This is a genomic window from Natranaerobius thermophilus JW/NM-WN-LF (genome assembly GCF_000020005.1).
GTDB classification, from domain to species: domain Bacteria; phylum Bacillota; class Natranaerobiia; order Natranaerobiales; family Natranaerobiaceae; genus Natranaerobius; species Natranaerobius thermophilus.
The window spans coordinates 1,603,833-1,621,120 of sequence record NC_010718.1; the positions used below are offsets into that span (position 1 = coordinate 1,603,833).

At 31.1% G+C, this 17,288-nt stretch carries 15 protein-coding genes; 2 read left to right on the forward strand and 13 right to left on the reverse strand.

The features are described 5' to 3' along the window. Positions 1–8 precede the first annotated feature (8 nt). From NTHER_RS07705 to NTHER_RS07750, 8 genes are all read right to left on the reverse strand, one after another. A complete protein-coding gene (locus tag NTHER_RS07705) occupies positions 9–1,340 on the reverse strand; it encodes an ATP-binding protein (RefSeq protein ID WP_012447976.1) in 1,332 nt (443 codons plus the stop codon). Continuing rightward, entirely contained in the window at positions 1,340–3,262 is a 1,923-nt protein-coding gene (locus NTHER_RS07710; protein ID WP_012447977.1) for a TerB N-terminal domain-containing protein, read from the reverse strand. Before NTHER_RS07710 ends, NTHER_RS07705 begins: the two co-directional genes overlap by 1 nt. Before the next feature lie 134 nt (positions 3,263–3,396). Next, positions 3,397–4,434 carry a hypothetical protein gene (locus NTHER_RS07715; protein WP_012447978.1) on the reverse strand — a complete coding sequence of 346 codons (1,038 nt, stop codon included), beginning with the start codon at positions 4,432–4,434 and terminating at the stop codon, positions 3,397–3,399. A 147-nt stretch (positions 4,435–4,581) separates the two neighbouring features. Next, positions 4,582–5,723 (reverse strand): IS3 family transposase gene (locus NTHER_RS15610; protein ID WP_414628103.1). Its coding sequence is split into 2 segments (ribosomal slippage): positions 4,582–5,483 and positions 5,483–5,723, totalling 1,143 coding nucleotides; the frame shifts between segments, so codons are not numbered across the junction. A gap of 250 nt (positions 5,724–5,973) precedes the next feature. Next, positions 5,974–7,115, reverse strand: a protein-coding gene (locus tag NTHER_RS15615; protein WP_414628104.1) for an IS3 family transposase whose coding sequence is annotated in 2 segments (ribosomal slippage) — positions 5,974–6,875 and positions 6,875–7,115 — 1,143 coding nt in all. Because the reading frame shifts where the segments join, the coding sequence is not laid out codon by codon here. Between the two features lie 346 nt (positions 7,116–7,461). Continuing rightward, a complete protein-coding gene (locus NTHER_RS07740) occupies positions 7,462–8,484 on the reverse strand; it encodes a hypothetical protein (protein ID WP_012447979.1) in 1,023 nt (340 codons plus the stop codon). Positions 8,485–8,660: 176 nt separating this feature from the next. Continuing rightward, positions 8,661–9,395, reverse strand: coding sequence for a PGN_0703 family putative restriction endonuclease (locus tag NTHER_RS15905; protein ID WP_012447980.1), 735 nt, complete (start codon positions 9,393–9,395; stop codon positions 8,661–8,663). A 301-nt stretch (positions 9,396–9,696) separates the two neighbouring features. Next, positions 9,697–9,885, reverse strand: coding sequence for a hypothetical protein (locus NTHER_RS07750; protein WP_012447981.1), 189 nt, complete (start codon positions 9,883–9,885; stop codon positions 9,697–9,699). A 383-nt stretch (positions 9,886–10,268) separates the two neighbouring features. Between NTHER_RS07750 and NTHER_RS07755 the strand changes: the two genes are divergently transcribed. Then, positions 10,269–10,787, forward strand: coding sequence for a GNAT family N-acetyltransferase (locus NTHER_RS07755; RefSeq protein ID WP_012447982.1), 519 nt, complete (start codon positions 10,269–10,271; stop codon positions 10,785–10,787). A gap of 191 nt (positions 10,788–10,978) precedes the next feature. Here the strand turns inward: NTHER_RS07755 and NTHER_RS15910 are convergent, their stop codons facing one another. The 5 genes from NTHER_RS15910 to NTHER_RS07775 all read right to left on the reverse strand — a co-directional run bounded on the left by NTHER_RS15910 (position 10,979) and on the right by NTHER_RS07775 (position 16,707). After that, positions 10,979–11,116, reverse strand: a complete 138-nt coding sequence (locus tag NTHER_RS15910; protein WP_012447983.1) for a hypothetical protein — start codon at positions 11,114–11,116, stop codon at positions 10,979–10,981. 712 nt (positions 11,117–11,828) lie between these two features. Continuing rightward, positions 11,829–12,824, reverse strand: a complete 996-nt coding sequence (locus NTHER_RS07760) for a Gmad2 immunoglobulin-like domain-containing protein (protein WP_012447984.1) — start codon at positions 12,822–12,824, stop codon at positions 11,829–11,831. Positions 12,825–13,008: 184 nt separating this feature from the next. Further along, complete coding sequence (locus tag NTHER_RS07765; protein WP_012447985.1) at positions 13,009–14,724, reverse strand: M28 family peptidase; 1,716 nt, start codon at positions 14,722–14,724, stop codon at positions 13,009–13,011. A gap of 123 nt (positions 14,725–14,847) precedes the next feature. After that, complete coding sequence (locus NTHER_RS15225; RefSeq protein ID WP_012447986.1) at positions 14,848–15,936, reverse strand: M23 family metallopeptidase; 1,089 nt, start codon at positions 15,934–15,936, stop codon at positions 14,848–14,850. 312 nt (positions 15,937–16,248) lie between these two features. Next, complete coding sequence (locus tag NTHER_RS07775) at positions 16,249–16,707, reverse strand: hypothetical protein (RefSeq protein ID WP_012447987.1); 459 nt, start codon at positions 16,705–16,707, stop codon at positions 16,249–16,251. A 135-nt stretch (positions 16,708–16,842) separates the two neighbouring features. Here NTHER_RS07775 and NTHER_RS07780 point away from each other — a divergent pair, with 135 nt between their 5' ends. Further along, the gene (locus NTHER_RS07780; RefSeq protein ID WP_012447988.1) at positions 16,843–17,286 is read left to right on the forward strand and encodes a hypothetical protein; all 444 of its coding nucleotides are present in this window, start codon (positions 16,843–16,845) and stop codon (positions 17,284–17,286) included. Positions 17,287–17,288: the final 2 nt, after the last annotated feature.

Sequence of the window (17,288 nt, forward strand, 5' to 3'; positions counted from 1 at the left end):
TTAACCTCCTAATAGCTTTCTTTTTTAAAACGGTTATTCAAATCAGTAGTTTGATTAGTCATTGAAGTTTCTTGAGAAGTTTCCATATTAATTTCGCCAAATAGTTTAGCCCTATCTATGTTTGGATTTTCATATAAAATATTTAACCTGCTAATAAATCCTTTGATAATATCACCTATAATCACATATTTTTCTGCACCTGGCATTTCGTAATATTTATTTAGATAATTCTTGATTTCTTCATCTGAAACTATGGGATTGTATTTGTAATGTGCTGCATGAATATCTCTTAAGTTCATTAGTAAAGCTAAAGTTTCATTTGCAGATATAGGTTTCAATTTGATAACTGGTTCTTTCAAATCTTGAAATTCTGCATCTTGAAAACCAGGTCTTAATCTTCTTTGCAGAGCTCTATAGCTATATATACCACGCCTCTCATCTTCTAAAAATTCTGGTGTTCCACTGAATGTGATATATAAATTTTCTACATCTCCTTGAAATATATCATTATAAATAGTTAAAATCATTTCATAATTCTTATTTCTTGCTAATGAGTGAGTAATTTTATATAGGTTTACTGCTTCATCAAGATTAATAACCAAACCCGAATATCCAATTTGGTTGACAAATTTGGCTATCACCTTTAGATAACCATAATAATTGTCATCATTTATTATTTCTCTAATACCTAAGTCATTTTTTGCATCTGTTTTAGTTGTATATTCTCCTCTAATCCAACGTAAAACAGCTCTTTTTTGATCTTGATTTTTTTCAATAAAACTACGATAGTAAATATTTAATACCCTAGCAAAGTCATAACCTCCTGTTAATTCATCCATGTTGGAAACGATATGTTCTATTTTTGTTTCAACATCTCTATTAAAATCTTTATTTTCTAAATCTATCTTTTCATAACCTCTAGCTTCAACTACTTGTTCTTGTATATTAAATATCCATTGATCTAAAATATTTGTTAATGCATTTCCTTCTGGAGCACTTTTAGTTGATAAATTTTTCATCAATTCATTATATAAAGCAAGAGCTTGACCATCGTTTCCATATAAGCGACGATCAGGACTGAAATCGGCTTGTGCTACTACAAAGTTTTCCTTTAAGCCTACTTGTTTAATATAAGCTTGCATAAAACTTTTACCAGTTCCAAAATCACCTATAAAAAATTTAATCAATGAGTTTCCATTACTTACTTCATCTAAATCAAGTTCTATTTGTTTCATTTCCTTTTCTCTTCCGATAATAATATACTGTAATCCTCTATTTGGAACTACTCCTGCAGATAGAGATTTTAATATAGCTGTGGAGTCTCTTTTTCTGATTTTCACTATTCTTCCTCCTCTTTGAGAGTTTCTACTAACTCTTCAAAATCTTCGTTAATTATAAAATGCTCTCCTCTTTGCTCAAGAATCACATCTCCTAGTATTTCATCTGATTTTTCGTTTAGTTTTGAAATAAACACTCCAGTAGTAACACCTATATCCCTTAAAAAATTATTAACTTCTTCTATGATCAGCTGTCCATCCTCAAATAATCTTTTTAATAGTAGTCTTTCATTTTCTGTAAGCTCACTAATGAACTTTTTTAAATCCAGGTCCTCTTCAAATATTTCAGGTTCTTCAAAAATATCTTTCTTGTTCTTACCTTCTTTATCTTCTGTTGATTCCTCTATTGCATCAACTTCATCTTCTACATTTTCTTGGAATTGGTTAATAAAACTTTCGTGATTTAATTTTATCTCCTTTGCTTCATTTTCATCTAGTTGAATTTTTTCTCTATTAGTAGATTTATGAAGCTCCGTACTATGTTCGTTATTTTTTGGTATTTCGCTACCATAATTTTCGGATTTCTCTTTTTCTTTCTTAGCATGTTTAAAACGACTAGGTACTTCATTTTCTTCCTCTTTAACTTTGTTTATGTCTTCCTTTGATAGATGATCTAATAGTCTGTTTTTAAAGCCTTCTGGAAGTACTTGCTCTTCTACTTTAATTTGCCTCTTTTCGCCACTTAGCTTCCTAGCAACGTTTTCAGATAATCTGAATAGAGCTGTTATTTCATTAAATAAATATTGTGTAGGAACCATTTCCTTATATTCAACATCATATTGATAAACTCTCCTTCTTACTACAGCACTATTGAATAAATAACGTTTTTCTTGCCATACTTTTTCCTCAAACCACGCTTCTTCTAAATCTTGACCTTCTTCTTTGTTTTCTTCTTGAAATAATTTTAGAGCTTTTTTGAAAGTTGTATATACTTTCTTCTTGTTATTTTTAAAGAATTTAGTTTCATTGTATCTTTGTATTATTGAGTTCCATTGGTTCATTGAAATTTTACTAATATCGTCTTTATGCTTTTTGAATGTTTTGTAAAATTTTTCATAAGGGTTTCGGCTTCTTCTGGTATATGTCCCCCAACTTTGAGCTAATTCTTTTTCATCCAGCTCTATTAACATATCATGAATCCAAGTAGGTAAATAATTATTTATCTTTGGTACTCTATCTTTATATGCTTCATACAATTGAACCATCATGCTAACATTAAATGCAGCATTTAAATTGAAAGTGTAATTGATCAGTTCATAAGTAAACAAAATTATATAGCTCAAATCAGTGTCTAGGAAATTACCTTTTACAACCTGTTCACGCCAGTAAAAATACCACTGTTTTTGATTTTCATCTAAAGACTCAAATGTAGTCCAATATTTATATAAAGGCACAAATTCTGTCTCAAACCCAGGAGTTGATTTATATTTTAGTGAGTCTTTAACAAATTTTTCATCGCCTAAACCTTCTATTCTGACTGTTACCCTAATCTCATTATCCTGACTATGGTTGTCACCTTGTTTGTCTTTTGAAAGGCGTTCAATTTCATTTTTAATAAAATCTGGTGTTTCCAAATCTGCATACTCAGGCAAGATTATATCCTCTTCATTATAGGTTAATTTATTATCAGACTTCTTTGGTTTGTTCTGGGGGACAGTTTCAATTTGCATTTTTTCTTTAGTTAAAGGATTTTTATGTTGAGCTTTTTGCGGAGTACTATAATCAACTTTTTGTGTTTGTGAATGAGTTTTAATAATGGCATTTATCTTTTTCAGTAATTTATATAGACCAAAGCCTATTATAGCAAAAAAAATAGATATAATAATTTCTCCATCAATCAAGCCAAACAAGACGAAGAGTCCGACAGATATCATCAATAAATATATTGTTATTTTTACAGGGTATTTCAATAATTTTGTCCACACGTCATTTACCCCCTCAAAAGTTAACAAATATGATCTTAAAGTTATGATTTTAATATTTTTTCTCTATTCACTTTAAATGTAAAAAAAAGTAACTATAAACATATCATTACAACAATTTTAAAAGAGGAATAATTTTATCTATCCATGGTGTTAGTTTTGATTTTATAGGACGCTAAATGCTTATATATATGATATATTCCATCTAGAACATGAAAAAAATCATTATACCAGTTTTCCATTTCTTCAAAGTTTAATTTGATATTATAATCTTCAGTTTGATTATCCATTTCAGTTGGTAGAAGATTTGTATAAATAACTTCAATCCCATTAAATATTTCTTGTAATTCTGCATTTTCTTTAATATTATTTTCTGAAAAATCTAGAGAATTTAGTAAATAAGAACAATAATCTATACATAATTGTACTCTTTTATTAATTAAATCGGTGGCTGAATTAATATATTCTTGAGTAATATTTAAACCTACTGTATCTTCTTTGTTTTGTATTAATTCTTCAAGGTATTTAAATTGTATAACATGAGAAATGTAATTGTAACATTCACTTAACTTGAACATTATTTTTTCAGTATAATTTAGGTCAGGGATAGAAGTTGTCCATTTTTCTAAATTCAGCTTTTTAATTAAGCTATCTTCAAGATAAACTGGCATCATTAAATCTAGGAAAGATAATTTATTGTTATTATTACCTTCTAACACTCTGTATAATGGGAATGAATACATAACTGAATTCAAAATTTTACCACATTCTAATATAATAACATTAATTTTTGTGTAATTTTGTTCTAAATATAGCTTTTTAAAGTCAAATTGTTCTTCTATTTTAAAAGCGTTTTGTAAAGCATTGAATATATCTTTTAATATTTTTTCTTCATTTAAAAATATATTTTTATAATCTACGATTAATATATTGTTAAGCCCATTCTGATTTTTAACAAGATTTGTTTCTAAATCTCTATTTTTTAGTTCATTAACTAAACTACTATGAAGTCTTTTCTCAATATTTCTCATTTCTTTATATACACTATTTTCTATCTTTTGATATGGCTTGAATTTGTCATTAGCAAATTTTTTCCATAAAAGCGAAGTTAAATGATAAAATCTCCTTTCTTCTTTTTCTAAACGATTTAATTCATCTTCACTAACATAATTCATGAAATGTTTTCTAAATTCATTTTGTAATTTTGGTAGTAGTATTAAGGCATCATATAAGCATTGTATAGACCTATAAATATCATTAGAGGAATAATATATGTTCTTTTTGGACTTAGGTCAAAATTTTGGACACCAAAAAGTTAAGTATTAAGCAGATTGCTTTGCTAGATCCTCAACATGTTGAGGAGTTAAAAACTCCAAACTTCCATGGATTCTTGTTCTGTTGTACCAGCTCTCAATGAACCTAAATAGAGCAATTTCAGCCGATTTGAAGTCTAAGTACTTAACATGGTTAACTTCTTCCTTTTTCAAAGTAGCATGAAATGATTCGATATGTGCATTGTCATAAGGGCAGCCTTTTCTGCTAAATGATTGCTTGATCCCTTTGTACCTTAAAAAACGCTTAAAGTCATCGCTAGTGTACTGGGTACCTAGATCACTATGTAGAATAAGTCCATTGCCAGGTTTCTGTGTATCATAAGCATTTTTAACAGCTTTAATAACTAAATCTGTTGTCATGGTCTTGCTAAAAGAGTATCCAACAATTTTATGGGTGTGTAAATCCATTACAGAGGCTAAGTAGCACCAGCCGTCTTTAACAGTATCAATGTATGTAATATCAGTAACCCACTTTTGATTGACAAATGTAGTTGAAAAGTCTTGTTTTAGGAGATTCTCTCGTTCGACTACTTTTTCTCTACTAGGATAAGGCCGATATTTTTTCCTGACAATTGATTTGATACCCTCTTTTCTCATTAATCGTTGGACTCTTTTTAAGCTGACTTTGTATCCTTTATTGATTAGCACAGCGTGGATCTTTGGTGCACCATATCGCTTTTTACTGTTTTTATGAATTTGAGTTATTTGATCTAATAGTTCTCTGTTTTCTTTGTCACGATTAGATTCAACTCGATTTATTGTTTCGTAATAAGTACTTCTCGGAAAGTCTAGAGCATCACAAATAGCTTTGATAGTATGCTCGTCCTTTTGTTCTTTTATAAATTCAGTAAGCTCTGTATTGTCTACTTTTTGGCGAATATGGTCATAGCCTTTTTTAAGATTTCATTCTCCTCTTTCAAGCGAGCCATTTCTTTTTGCATTTCTTCCACATCTTTTGAAGTGGCTCCCTCACTGCCAGATTGTTGGTTTGGAGAGAAATCTTTGATCCATTTATAAATAGTAACCTCTGTCACACCATATTCGCTAGACAAATCCTTCACAGAACTACCTGAATTATATAAATCTACAATTGTTCTTTTGAAGTCTTCATTATATCTCTTATTACTCATTACTGGACACATCCTTTCGTTATTAATATTGTAAGTGACTTAACCATGATGTGTCCAAGAATTTATACTAACACCACCCTATTTCTTTGAAAGCTTCTTAACAGCTGATGCATTTCTAGTACTATTTTGCATTGCATAAATTAACTTAGGTAATTCTTTTATTAGACCTTGAACGCCAATATTTTTTATTTCAGATGTATCCATAAACTATGGACTTAGGTCAAAATTTTGGACACCAAAAAGTTAAGTATTAAGCAGATTGCTTTGCTAGATCCTCAACATGTTGAGGAGTTAAAAACTCCAAACTTCCATGGATTCTTGTTCTGTTGTACCAGCTCTCAATGAACCTAAATAGAGCAATTTCAGCCGATTTGAAGTCTAAGTACTTAACATGGTTAACTTCTTCCTTTTTCAAAGTAGCATGAAATGATTCGATATGTGCATTGTCATAAGGGCAGCCTTTTCTGCTAAATGATTGCTTGATCCCTTTGTACCTTAAAAAACGCTTAAAGTCATCGCTAGTGTACTGGGTACCTAGATCACTATGTAGAATAAGTCCATTGCCAGGTTTCTGTGTATCATAAGCATTTTTAACAGCTTTAATAACTAAATCTGTTGTCATGGTCTTGCTAAAAGAGTATCCAACAATTTTATGGGTGTGTAAATCCATTACAGAGGCTAAGTAGCACCAGCCGTCTTTAACAGTATCAATGTATGTAATATCAGTAACCCACTTTTGATTGACAAATGTAGTTGAAAAGTCTTGTTTTAGGAGATTCTCTCGTTCGACTACTTTTTCTCTATTAGGATAAGGCCGATATTTTTTCCTGACAATTGATTTGATACCCTCTTTTCTCATTAATCGTTGGACTCTTTTTAAGCTGACTTTGTATCCTTTATTGATTAGCACAGCGTGGATCTTTGGTGCACCATATCGCTTTTTACTGTTTTTATGAATTTGAGTTATTTGATCTAATAGTTCTCTGTTTTCTTTGTCACGATTAGATTCAACTCGATTTATTGTTTCGTAATAAGTACTTCTCGGAAAGTCTAGAGCATCACAAATAGCTTTGATAGTATGCTCGTCCTTTTGTTCTTTTATAAATTCAGTAAGCTCTGTATTGTCTACTTTTTGGCGAATATGGTCATAGCCTTTTTTAAGATTTCATTCTCCTCTTTCAAGCGAGCCATTTCTTTTTGCATTTCTTCCACATCTTTTGAAGTGGCTCCCTCACTGCCAGATTGTTGGTTTGGAGAGAAATCTTTGATCCATTTATAAATAGTAACCTCTGTCACACCATATTCGCTAGACAAATCCTTCACAGAACTACCTGAATTATATAAATCTACAATTGTTCTTTTGAAGTCTTCATTATATCTCTTATTACTCATTACTGGACACATCCTTTCGTTATTAATATTGTAAGTGACTTAACCATGATGTGTCCAAGAATTTATACTAACACCACTATTTTCTTCCTTTCTAGCATTTATTGGTTTTTCAAATTAACCATGATTAAAACTATGTTATAACATAAAAAAATTAATGACTAGCTTTTTTTCATTACTATTGAGTGCATGAAATCACTTTTTAACAAAATTTTGGTATTTATAGACTTCAAAGTAATAGCGTTACTTTTTGCATATGCTAGACTGCATTTATACTTCTGATATAAAAAATAAATGGTAACTAATTTTACTTTATAACACCAAAACTATCGGGGCTATAAGTTTATTCTTAACGTGAATCGTACTGTGAAATATCATTTTTAATAGCTGCACCAACTTCAAAAGAATTGCAGCCATCTTTCCTTTTTATTTTATATTTTTTAATGCATATACGATTAAAACGACAGTTCTCGCAACTTTTCCGAGGTTTCTTAACTTTTGTGGTATCTTTCAAACTTTGATCATTTAATGAGTAGTATTCTGGTATATATGAAGCGAGATATGCCTTCAAGAATGTCAGTGTAGGAAAATTTGTCTCATTATTGATTGTTAAATTAGTTGTATTATATAAAAAGCGATCAAACCAAAAATTAATGAAATCATTGATATTTATAAAAATTTTATTATTTTCCTCGTATTTTTTAAGGGTTTTTATAAAATCATTATATAAATCATAGTTGATTTCTCTAAATATTTTATCCATTGAAAAATAATTTAAATCAAAAGATTCTTTTTTTGCAACCTCAATGTCGGACACAGTAATATTCTTTTCTGTTTTATTATATTTAATGTTTGTATTCTTTTTGAGTCCTTGTTTATTTTTGTAAAAATCATCTTCTAACTTTCGTAATTCTTTAAATTGACATTTATAATTTTTGGGAAATTTAACGCTTTTTACTTGACCTTCATTAACCTCTATTACCAAATGATACTTTTTAGAAATCTTCCATACACTAATATAAAACATAAAAATAACTATTTCTTTTAATATTTTTATCCAACTATCATTTAAAAAGCAGGAAGAATCTTTAATTAAATCACAAGAATTATGCCACATGAGAAAATAACCTAGTCGCTTGTATTTTATGTTTTTTTTAATTCTATTGTGCTCTTCTAACTTCAGATAAGCTTTTTTAACATAAATTCTTTTTCCAAATTCAGCATCAGCACAATAATTGAAATGAAAGCTAATTAGTTGTCCCTCATGTTCTATAATAACATACAAATTATCCTTAGAAATTTTAGCGTTTATGGGGGACCTTAAGTTAGATTTAGTCATTAATATAGTGCCAATCCGAATAAATTTATTCAAAGCTCTCATCTCCCTAATTATGAAAAAAGATAATTTTCCGCTTATATTAATGCCTGTTTTTTGAATTTTTACACATACTCTAAAAGGATATTTATAATAATATTTCGAAATTTATCAACAGAAATCCTTCCATATTTTACTGATGTTTCAAAAAGTGATTATATAAAGTAATTCAACTACATATCATTTGCAAAATACTTCCGATTTAAATACCCCTTTAAATCTTGCCCCACCTTTGATGTTAACTCCTGCCATGTAACAAATTTAGTACGTTTTCTTAAATCTTCATCTTTACAAGCCTCCCTAACCTCATAAAATTTCCTAATTAAATCTGGTCTTCTTTCATCAACTAAAAGTGTAAATGAAAACTCCTCTTCAAAAGCAACCAAAAAATTTCTAATCAACTGATAGGATTCTATCTTACCATTTCTTTTAAGTAGCATGTCTGGATTGAAGACTTCCTGGAAGTTTAGGTAGCCTTTAATTACTTGGACTTCTTTATCAGTAAAATTTTCTTCTGTAAGCTTGGCTTCGAATATATGGCTGCCTATTTTCATATCTATTTCTGTAGCTCGTCCATGTTTTTCGTTGGGAAAACTGGCCTGCCATCCAAACTTTATTTCGTCTGGTTCAATTTCCAACAAATCAGTTAATCCCTTCCACTTGAACACTTCAGGGTAGCAGAAAATGTTCATTAATAGCGCATCTGAACTGTTTAGGGACTGCATTTCGAGTGTTCCGTCATCAAAATGATTATGCTTCTTTTCTAGTCTTTGTATATACTCACAATTTTCATCAACACATATTAAATAATTATTTCTATCCTTGTCTAGATATTTAACAGCTTTTGTGCAATGGGGACAGAGGATTATTTGATTATTAGGAACCTCAACATATCCAGTGTCTTGCATTTTTTACAAAAGATAACGTTTACAACTTTTACGTACTTGTTGTTATAAATTGTCTTATCGGTATCACACATATCACAGGTCGAATTACCATGCTATATGATTAACCCATACTTACACCCCTCTAAAGAAAATAGGAAGCCCTTCACGGGCAAATGTGAAGGGCAAAAGTTTTGGGGTTTATAGAAATAATAAATATTTCGCTGCTAAATAACCCAAAGAGATTAAAGGAGGGTCTTTTTCTTTCAAGACCCTTAATAACCAATGAACTCCTGTATGAATTTACCATATTTTGTGTAATTATCTAATTAATTTTACCTATGCCTATCTCATCAAGGTAATGTATTTTTCCTTCCCCGGTCATTGTTAACTCTTTCAGGTCGTTATTATTACCGAACCATTTTCTACTATCTGCAACATCTGAAGGATATGCAAAGTTTGAATAAGTACCAAGAGCTAGCATAAAAGAAGCTCCAATACCAGTTTCGGGCATAGTACCGCCCCACACTCTTACGTCAAAAGAATAATCTGTGGTATTAGTAATAGAAATTTCTTCTGTACCATCTAAATAATCCTCATATAAATCAACTCTGATTTCATAGTGAGTTTTTATATGTTCCCAAAAAAAGGGGTATTATTTTGAGATAAGCTGTTAGTCATTAAAACTCCTTCACCTCCAAAGTTTTGTTTAATAAAATATCTACTACATATTAGTGACTTGAGCAGGGAATAGCGCAAACAATTTGATTATCTGTTGCATATGAATTTGGCGCTAAGAATTATTCCATATAATTATCGTTTGATTTTCATAGTGACATTGACTTGGGTAGGTTTTTTCTGTATAATGTGCATAAACTAACAACAAGGAGAGTAGAGATGAGTGAAATAACAATTAGAAACTTGGAATCAAAAGACTTGCACCGTGTTCTTGAACTGAATGAAGAATCTGTACACTTTTTATCTCCACTGGATATGGATCAGCTTAAGGAATTGATTTATGAAGTGGATGTCGCAAAAGTGGTTGAAGTGAGTGGAAGTGTTGAAGCGTTTGTTTTGGCGTTTCGTGAGAACAGACGTTACGACAGTGTGAATTATCAATGGTTTGCTGAAAAGTATGATTCGTTCCTCTATATTGATCGCGTGGTGGTGTCGGTGGCGATGCATGGTAATGGTATTGGGAAGGCACTTTATGAATCCATTTTGGAGTCTGCGCGTGTCATGGAGGTTCCGGTAGTTGCTGCAGAAATTGACATTGAGCCTGAAAACCCTGTTTCACTGCAGTTTCACAAACACTTCGGTTTTGAAGAAGTTGGTAAACAATCAGTGGCCAATGGTAAAAAAGTAGTCTCTTTACAAGTGGTTACTCTAAATAATACTTCAAGAAAAATTAATTAGTTAAAAACCTCGTTATGCTCAAGTCATCAGATTGATCATAATCGTTGGGGCCTATTCAAAATAATTACATAATAATTAGAGGTGGCTATCCGGGGAGAGAACATAACCTCCTAGTCAGTGAGACTGCTTAAAAAGAACTGTCTTCCCCGGATACCATAAGTAGCAGTTACAGACTATAGTTGTGCCTCGAGTTATTCGTCGCTATTTTTATCTTTTGCTTCGTTTAGACCTTTCTTTACAGCATTTTTAATTAATTGATATATTATAAATCCTCCACCCAAAAATACAAACAAAACTATTACTAACTCTGGCATTCCTATTCTCCCCATAATAGCACCTCCACAGTTTTTGTATTTCTAAGCATAATACTGAATGGTACTTTCTGTTTAAAACCACTTTCATATTTAATCATTCTTTCACCAATCTAATGATTTCTTCTAATTGTTCACCGTCTTTTTTCCATTCAATGATTACTTCTGTTTGCTCATCACTAATATGCTTTTCAGCAATTAATAGGAGGTTTATTTCTAGCGTCTGCTACTTTTCTGTTAAAAATTATTATAAACACCGTAGCAAATAATACACCTTTTTGCTATGAAAATATAGTAAGATTCAGAAAGATTGGTTATATTCTATTAGGATTTGCCATGTTTGATTTCATCATCAATATACAAAACTTTGGGACTTTTTTAAATTTCTATCCATATTTTAGCATCGGATTGGATACATTGATATATTTTCTTCTAGCTTTCTTAACACTAACACTAGCTGAAATATTTAGACTCGGATACAAAATAAGTCTGAATAATCATTATCCTTTTAAACATTATTTAATCCACTGAGATAGGACCTCTCCTACCTCAGTGGATTTTCTTTTTTTCTATAGTCAACTTATTACCTTTTTCTTTTATATCTAAATCATAAACTTTTTCTCTTTCTGGATCAGTAGTTTCCTTTGTTATTTTTTCTGATTTATTTTGTTGATTACTTTCAGATTAAAACGAATTAGATTGATCAGATAAATGTATTTAAACATTTAGATTAAACATTTAACGGAATTTCAACAACAAACTGTTTAGAACCGTCTTTCATACTTGTGCTATAAAGTTTTAATGTTATTTCTTCATCTACATCTGAAGGTATTTCAACTTCCTCTTCAAAGTATCCCCAGTCTCCCATAGCAGCTGTTGTATGATCTTTGTAAACTACTTCACCATCTTCTGTAACTAAATCATAGGAAACTGTGCCCTCAAAAACACTAGCAAGTCCTGTTAATTTAACTTTGTCCTCTATTTCATCTCCCGGTTCAGGACTAAATACTTTAATATATTCAGATTCTGCAACTATAGGTGATTCAATAGTATCAATGCCAATAAAACTTTTAAAATATCTGTCGGGATCTTCAACATCGATGAAATTCAAGGGGAGATCATTATTCTCTACGATAATTAAATCATAGGGATAAGTTAAAGCTTCCGTAACTAGCTCATCTTCTCCAGGTTCTGTTGAACGAACTTTTATATCTATTTGATCCGAACCTTCCACTACTTCTGTTACTTCTACATCATAACCTCCAGTGGGTTTAGTTCCCTCAGTTACTAATACAAATCTATAACCTTCATATTGTTTTTCTTGAACAGCCGGGACCTCTTTTGAATAATTGATCCATTCTTGAATTTCATTAGGTATATTATTTTGTTCTGGTCTGTAATAGCCATCTTCAAATTCTATTTTCTCTTCCCAGTTACTTTTATCTGATTCATTTGCGTCGTCACTGTCTGAATTGTCAGTTTTATCTTTATCGGTATCTATCACTACTTTATTATTATCGCCATCCCAAGTTACATCAGCATCGAATTTTTCTGCAATAACTCTCAACGGAACCAAGGTCCTACCGTTCTCAATAATTGGTTCAGTATCGGATTCCAATTCCTCACCATCAAAAATAATTGTTACTGAGGAAAGTGCGTTAACGGATACTGCTAAAATAATAGATAGCATTGCTACAACTGCGATTGTTAATATTTTCTTATTCATAGATCAACACTCCTTTGTTTTGTTATTCATCTATATATGACGATCAAGTATTAAAAAAGTTACTATGAGTTAATTACCAAAAAAATCTTTGATTCTACTTTCCTATGAATATTTTCAATAAGTTAAAGGATTAGAAAAAGATCGACGAATGATCATATTATTGTCAAATGACCACATAATGAATTTAATCCTGTATTCTTTCATCAAGTTGAATAATGCCCTCTTTAATAATATCGTACGCCAAATTTAGTCGTTTGGCAGAAATATTATCTTCTACAGTATCTAAAGGAGTGTGATAAACTGGTTCTAATCCTCGTTCCCCCATCCATACCAGGCATACTGCTGGGATTCCTTTATCATCGAAGGCAACATGATCAGAATTGATATTGACCTGAGCATCAAAAGTAGCTACATCATAATCTAATATTTCCTGTCCTTCAAGTAAACTATTGGTCACTTCATTTTCACTTTGGTCTAAGGAAGTGATAAACAATTCATCATTTTTCGGATAACTGGTTCCAATCATGTCAGGATTAATATTATAATGATTTTCAAGTTCTTCCTCAGAAAGTTGTTCAACATAGTGATATGCTCCAAACAAACCAACTTCTTCAGCACCCAGATTAGCAAAGCGAAGTTCTGCATCTAGGTCTTTATTTTTTAATGATTCTGCCAGTTTGAGTAAAGTGGTAGTTCCTGAAGCATTATCACTGGCGCCGGGAGAACCAGGCACACTGTCCAAATGGGCTGTGACTGTGATAATCGGAGCATCTTCCTTATCTGACTTCTTTGTGGCCACCACATTATATGACTTTAAATCAATATTTTTATAGCTGCTGATTTCTAACTCTGGAGGATTTGCATGTTCTTTTTCCATTTCTTGTAACCACTGACCATGAATTGATGATGCTCCAAGGATAGGTATATTCACTTCCTTTTCTTTTCCTTCTTTATCTTGTATCAGTGGTACCATAGTTTGAGCTTCAGTATTTCCTTGATGATGTTCATCATCAAGGAAGGTAAAAATAACCGCCTCTGCTCCGGCCTCTTTTGCATTTTCGATTTGCTGTTCACTTATTTCGAAAGTTCTCAGATTTAAATCTTCATTAAATTCCCATTCGACTTCTGTATCATCTACTTTGATCAAAGCAATATTACCATCAACTTCTTCAGGGAAATCACCTTCTTCCATACCAGTTCCACTATAATACATTTCCCCTTCTACAGAAGCTGTTTCACCATGGGGAGAAGTCATTGCTTGCCAAACAGTATCGTGATATTTTTCATAAGTCCAGCTTTGATCAGCTAATTCTGCTGAAACATTTCCAAAATGTTCTTCTCCGTCCATCACAGAAATATCTGCTAGTTTCATATTTTCTGGCCCTTTAAGATCTTCAAACCCTGTTTGCTCGCTTAACTTAAACTCTTGTAGTTCCAGTTCATATCCTTCTTCATCATATCCTAAATCACGGTAAACATCCTTTAGGAATAGGGCTGCTTCCTTTTCCGCTTCAGATCCAGGTGGACGAGGACCTATCTCTAATAAATCTTCAATATATCCCTGGATAACCTCCCCTTCCCCTGGTTTCATTTCAGCGACTAAATTACGACTTTCTGTTACTGAAAAAGTATATTCTTGTTCTTTACTAACCTTTTCTCCGTCTTCAAACCATCCAATAAACTCCCAACTTTCTCCGGTATCAACTGATACCGTTATTTCTTCGCCTTGCTCATAAGTTCCACTTCCTGAAACTTCACCGGCTTCTTCTGGTTCTAAATTTAAAAAAACCATATATCCGTGATCACCACATCCTGTTAACTTAACTGTTATTAATACAGCGATTAACAGTATAAAAAATAATTTTGTAATTGAGAGACTACTTTCGACTGTAAATCTCATAATAATCCTCCCCGATATTAATAGTTCTTTATCAGTTGCTTTTAGAGTTGTTAACTTTTTAAGTTTCTCTTTAGTTAGTATAATCGTATCTTTAGGTACTGCTGTTTTGCGTGACGAGAGTATCTAAACTGTATATATAATTTTATTATTTTCATCTAAAAAGCTTATATCTTCTCCTACCATATCCTTTATATTTGTAAAAGTGCATGGTAATCCTCGGGCAGTTAAAAAATCCGATCCAGACATTAATTGAAAATGAAGATGAGGTGCATCTGAATTACCAGAATTGCCTATCTCACCTATTATATCTCCTTGATGCACTTTATCCCTTGTAGTTACTTTTAAACTTCTTGGAATTAAATGGGCATAAAGTGAATATTCATTCCTTCCATGTTTTATTGTTATATAGTTACCAAGCATACTGGTAACAAAACCATGTTTATATTCTAATTCGCTCCATTTTTCTTTATCGAGTCTTGAGCCAAATCCAGGAGGATTTTCAGGAAAATCAGCGAAACAATCTACTACTTCTCCATCGGCAATTGCATAAACTTCCTCACCATAACAAGAATAATTTTTATTAGAAGTATTACCATTAGTCGTTAATACAAAATCTGAATTCATTTGAATAAAATCTAATGCAAACTCTTGACTTAAGGTACGGCGGTGACTATATATATCATTATAATTGTTTGTGACTACCCATGATCCTTTAACCGGTAAAATATATTCATAATTGTTATGATATTTTTGTACCAATATCTCATTAGTTATCTTGTTCTCTTTATCATTCATATTTTTATAAAAAATCTCTAAAATACATTTATCAACAGCTTCTTTATCGAGAATTTTAAAATGTTCTAATAAAATACCGGTCTCCTGATTAGGCTCTAACTTTGATGTCTCCGATAGTATTTCATATTCCCAAAAATTTGTAGTTCCAAGAATCAACAGAGAACCTATATTTTGTATTTTTTCTAAACTCTTTTTGAGTTCACTTGCATTATTTTTTATCATTTCCTCCGAATATACAATTTTTTTAACTGGTCTACCGTCTACTATAGCTGTGAAAGAAATATTAATTAATCTTACAGACTCTTCCAGATTATTCTTTACCTTTACTGCTCTAAGTAAAAAATCAGACTCTATTTGAGAATTAACCTCTTTAGTAACATTTATAATATAATTAGAAGGTATTACAGAAACTTTCAATTAAGATCACGCCCTCCTACTTGGCTGTTATAGCTCTATTTGGAAACTTCATAACAACAAACAGTAAACCTAATACAATAAAAGGTAATATAAAATATAATTTAGGCTTACTTTATTCCTCCTAATAGTTCAAAAAATATATTATCTATTCTTTTCGATATTTACCACTATTTTCCTATGATATTAAATTAAAACTGAAAAAATTTCGAAAATCACTCCCCTTATCTTTATCAACATCTTCTGCAAGAAAAGGCTGTAACCCAAATAGAAAAAGTTATTCTAAAAACAATTATAAAACTAGTCATGACAATATTATCTTTTTTTGTAAAGAATTTCTTTTATATAATCACTACCTTCAAAGTCTTGTAACTCTACTTCATCAATCTTCCAGGAATTTTCTTGTACTTCAATTAAATGAAAATATTTATTTATATAGGCAGAGATATTTTCATTATTTTCTTTAGGAACACCCTTAATCATAAAATATTGTTTGACTTTTGCCGACTGGTTCTCTACATTTACATCAACAGTTCTTCTCTTTGGGTAAATAGAATATTCATTATCATCTTCATTTAAATCTTTTATAAAATTAACATGTGTATTATCTCCCGACTTAAAAGCCTGTTTATCTCTAAGTGAATTACTTTTTGCTATTGAATCTAAGTAATAATCACTGGCTTCGGTAGGACCTTCAAAAGTTATAGTATAAAATAGATAAGGATTTATATATAAAATAATTACTAAAGCACATATCAAAATAAACAACACCATGGGAAGTTTAGTTCATGACTTTCCATATAATTGCCACCTTTCATTTAAACTTAATAAAATACCAGTATATTGGTTCATATTTGAAATAATATCAGTTCATACTAAAAAAGATATTATTTCTAGGGGGTAGAGACAATGCCGGATAGGTTTTACTCTGGTTTTATATCTGGTATATTAGCTGGTATTTTTCCAATTATTATAAATTTAGGCAGTCTTTTAATAGGATTGACAACTCTAATTTGGTCAGATTTTATGTCAGTATATATTATTGGAAGAACGCCTGAAGGTATTTGGGAAACTCTATTTTTCATACTTGTACAGTTTCTATTCTTAGGAGTACTTGGAATATTTTTCACTTTTTTACTACCCCATATTTTAAGTAAGCGTATTGTTTTAAAAGGGTTTCTATATGGTATAGTAGTATGGTTAGTTTTATTTACTATGCCTAACATTCTAGGGATTCCTAAGCTTGAAGAAGTTCCGATAAAAACTGCAATGACTCACATTATTAGTGCAGGTGCTTGGGGTGTTGCGCTGGCTTTGATTTTAAATAGAATAAATTTTAAAGTATCCAATTAATA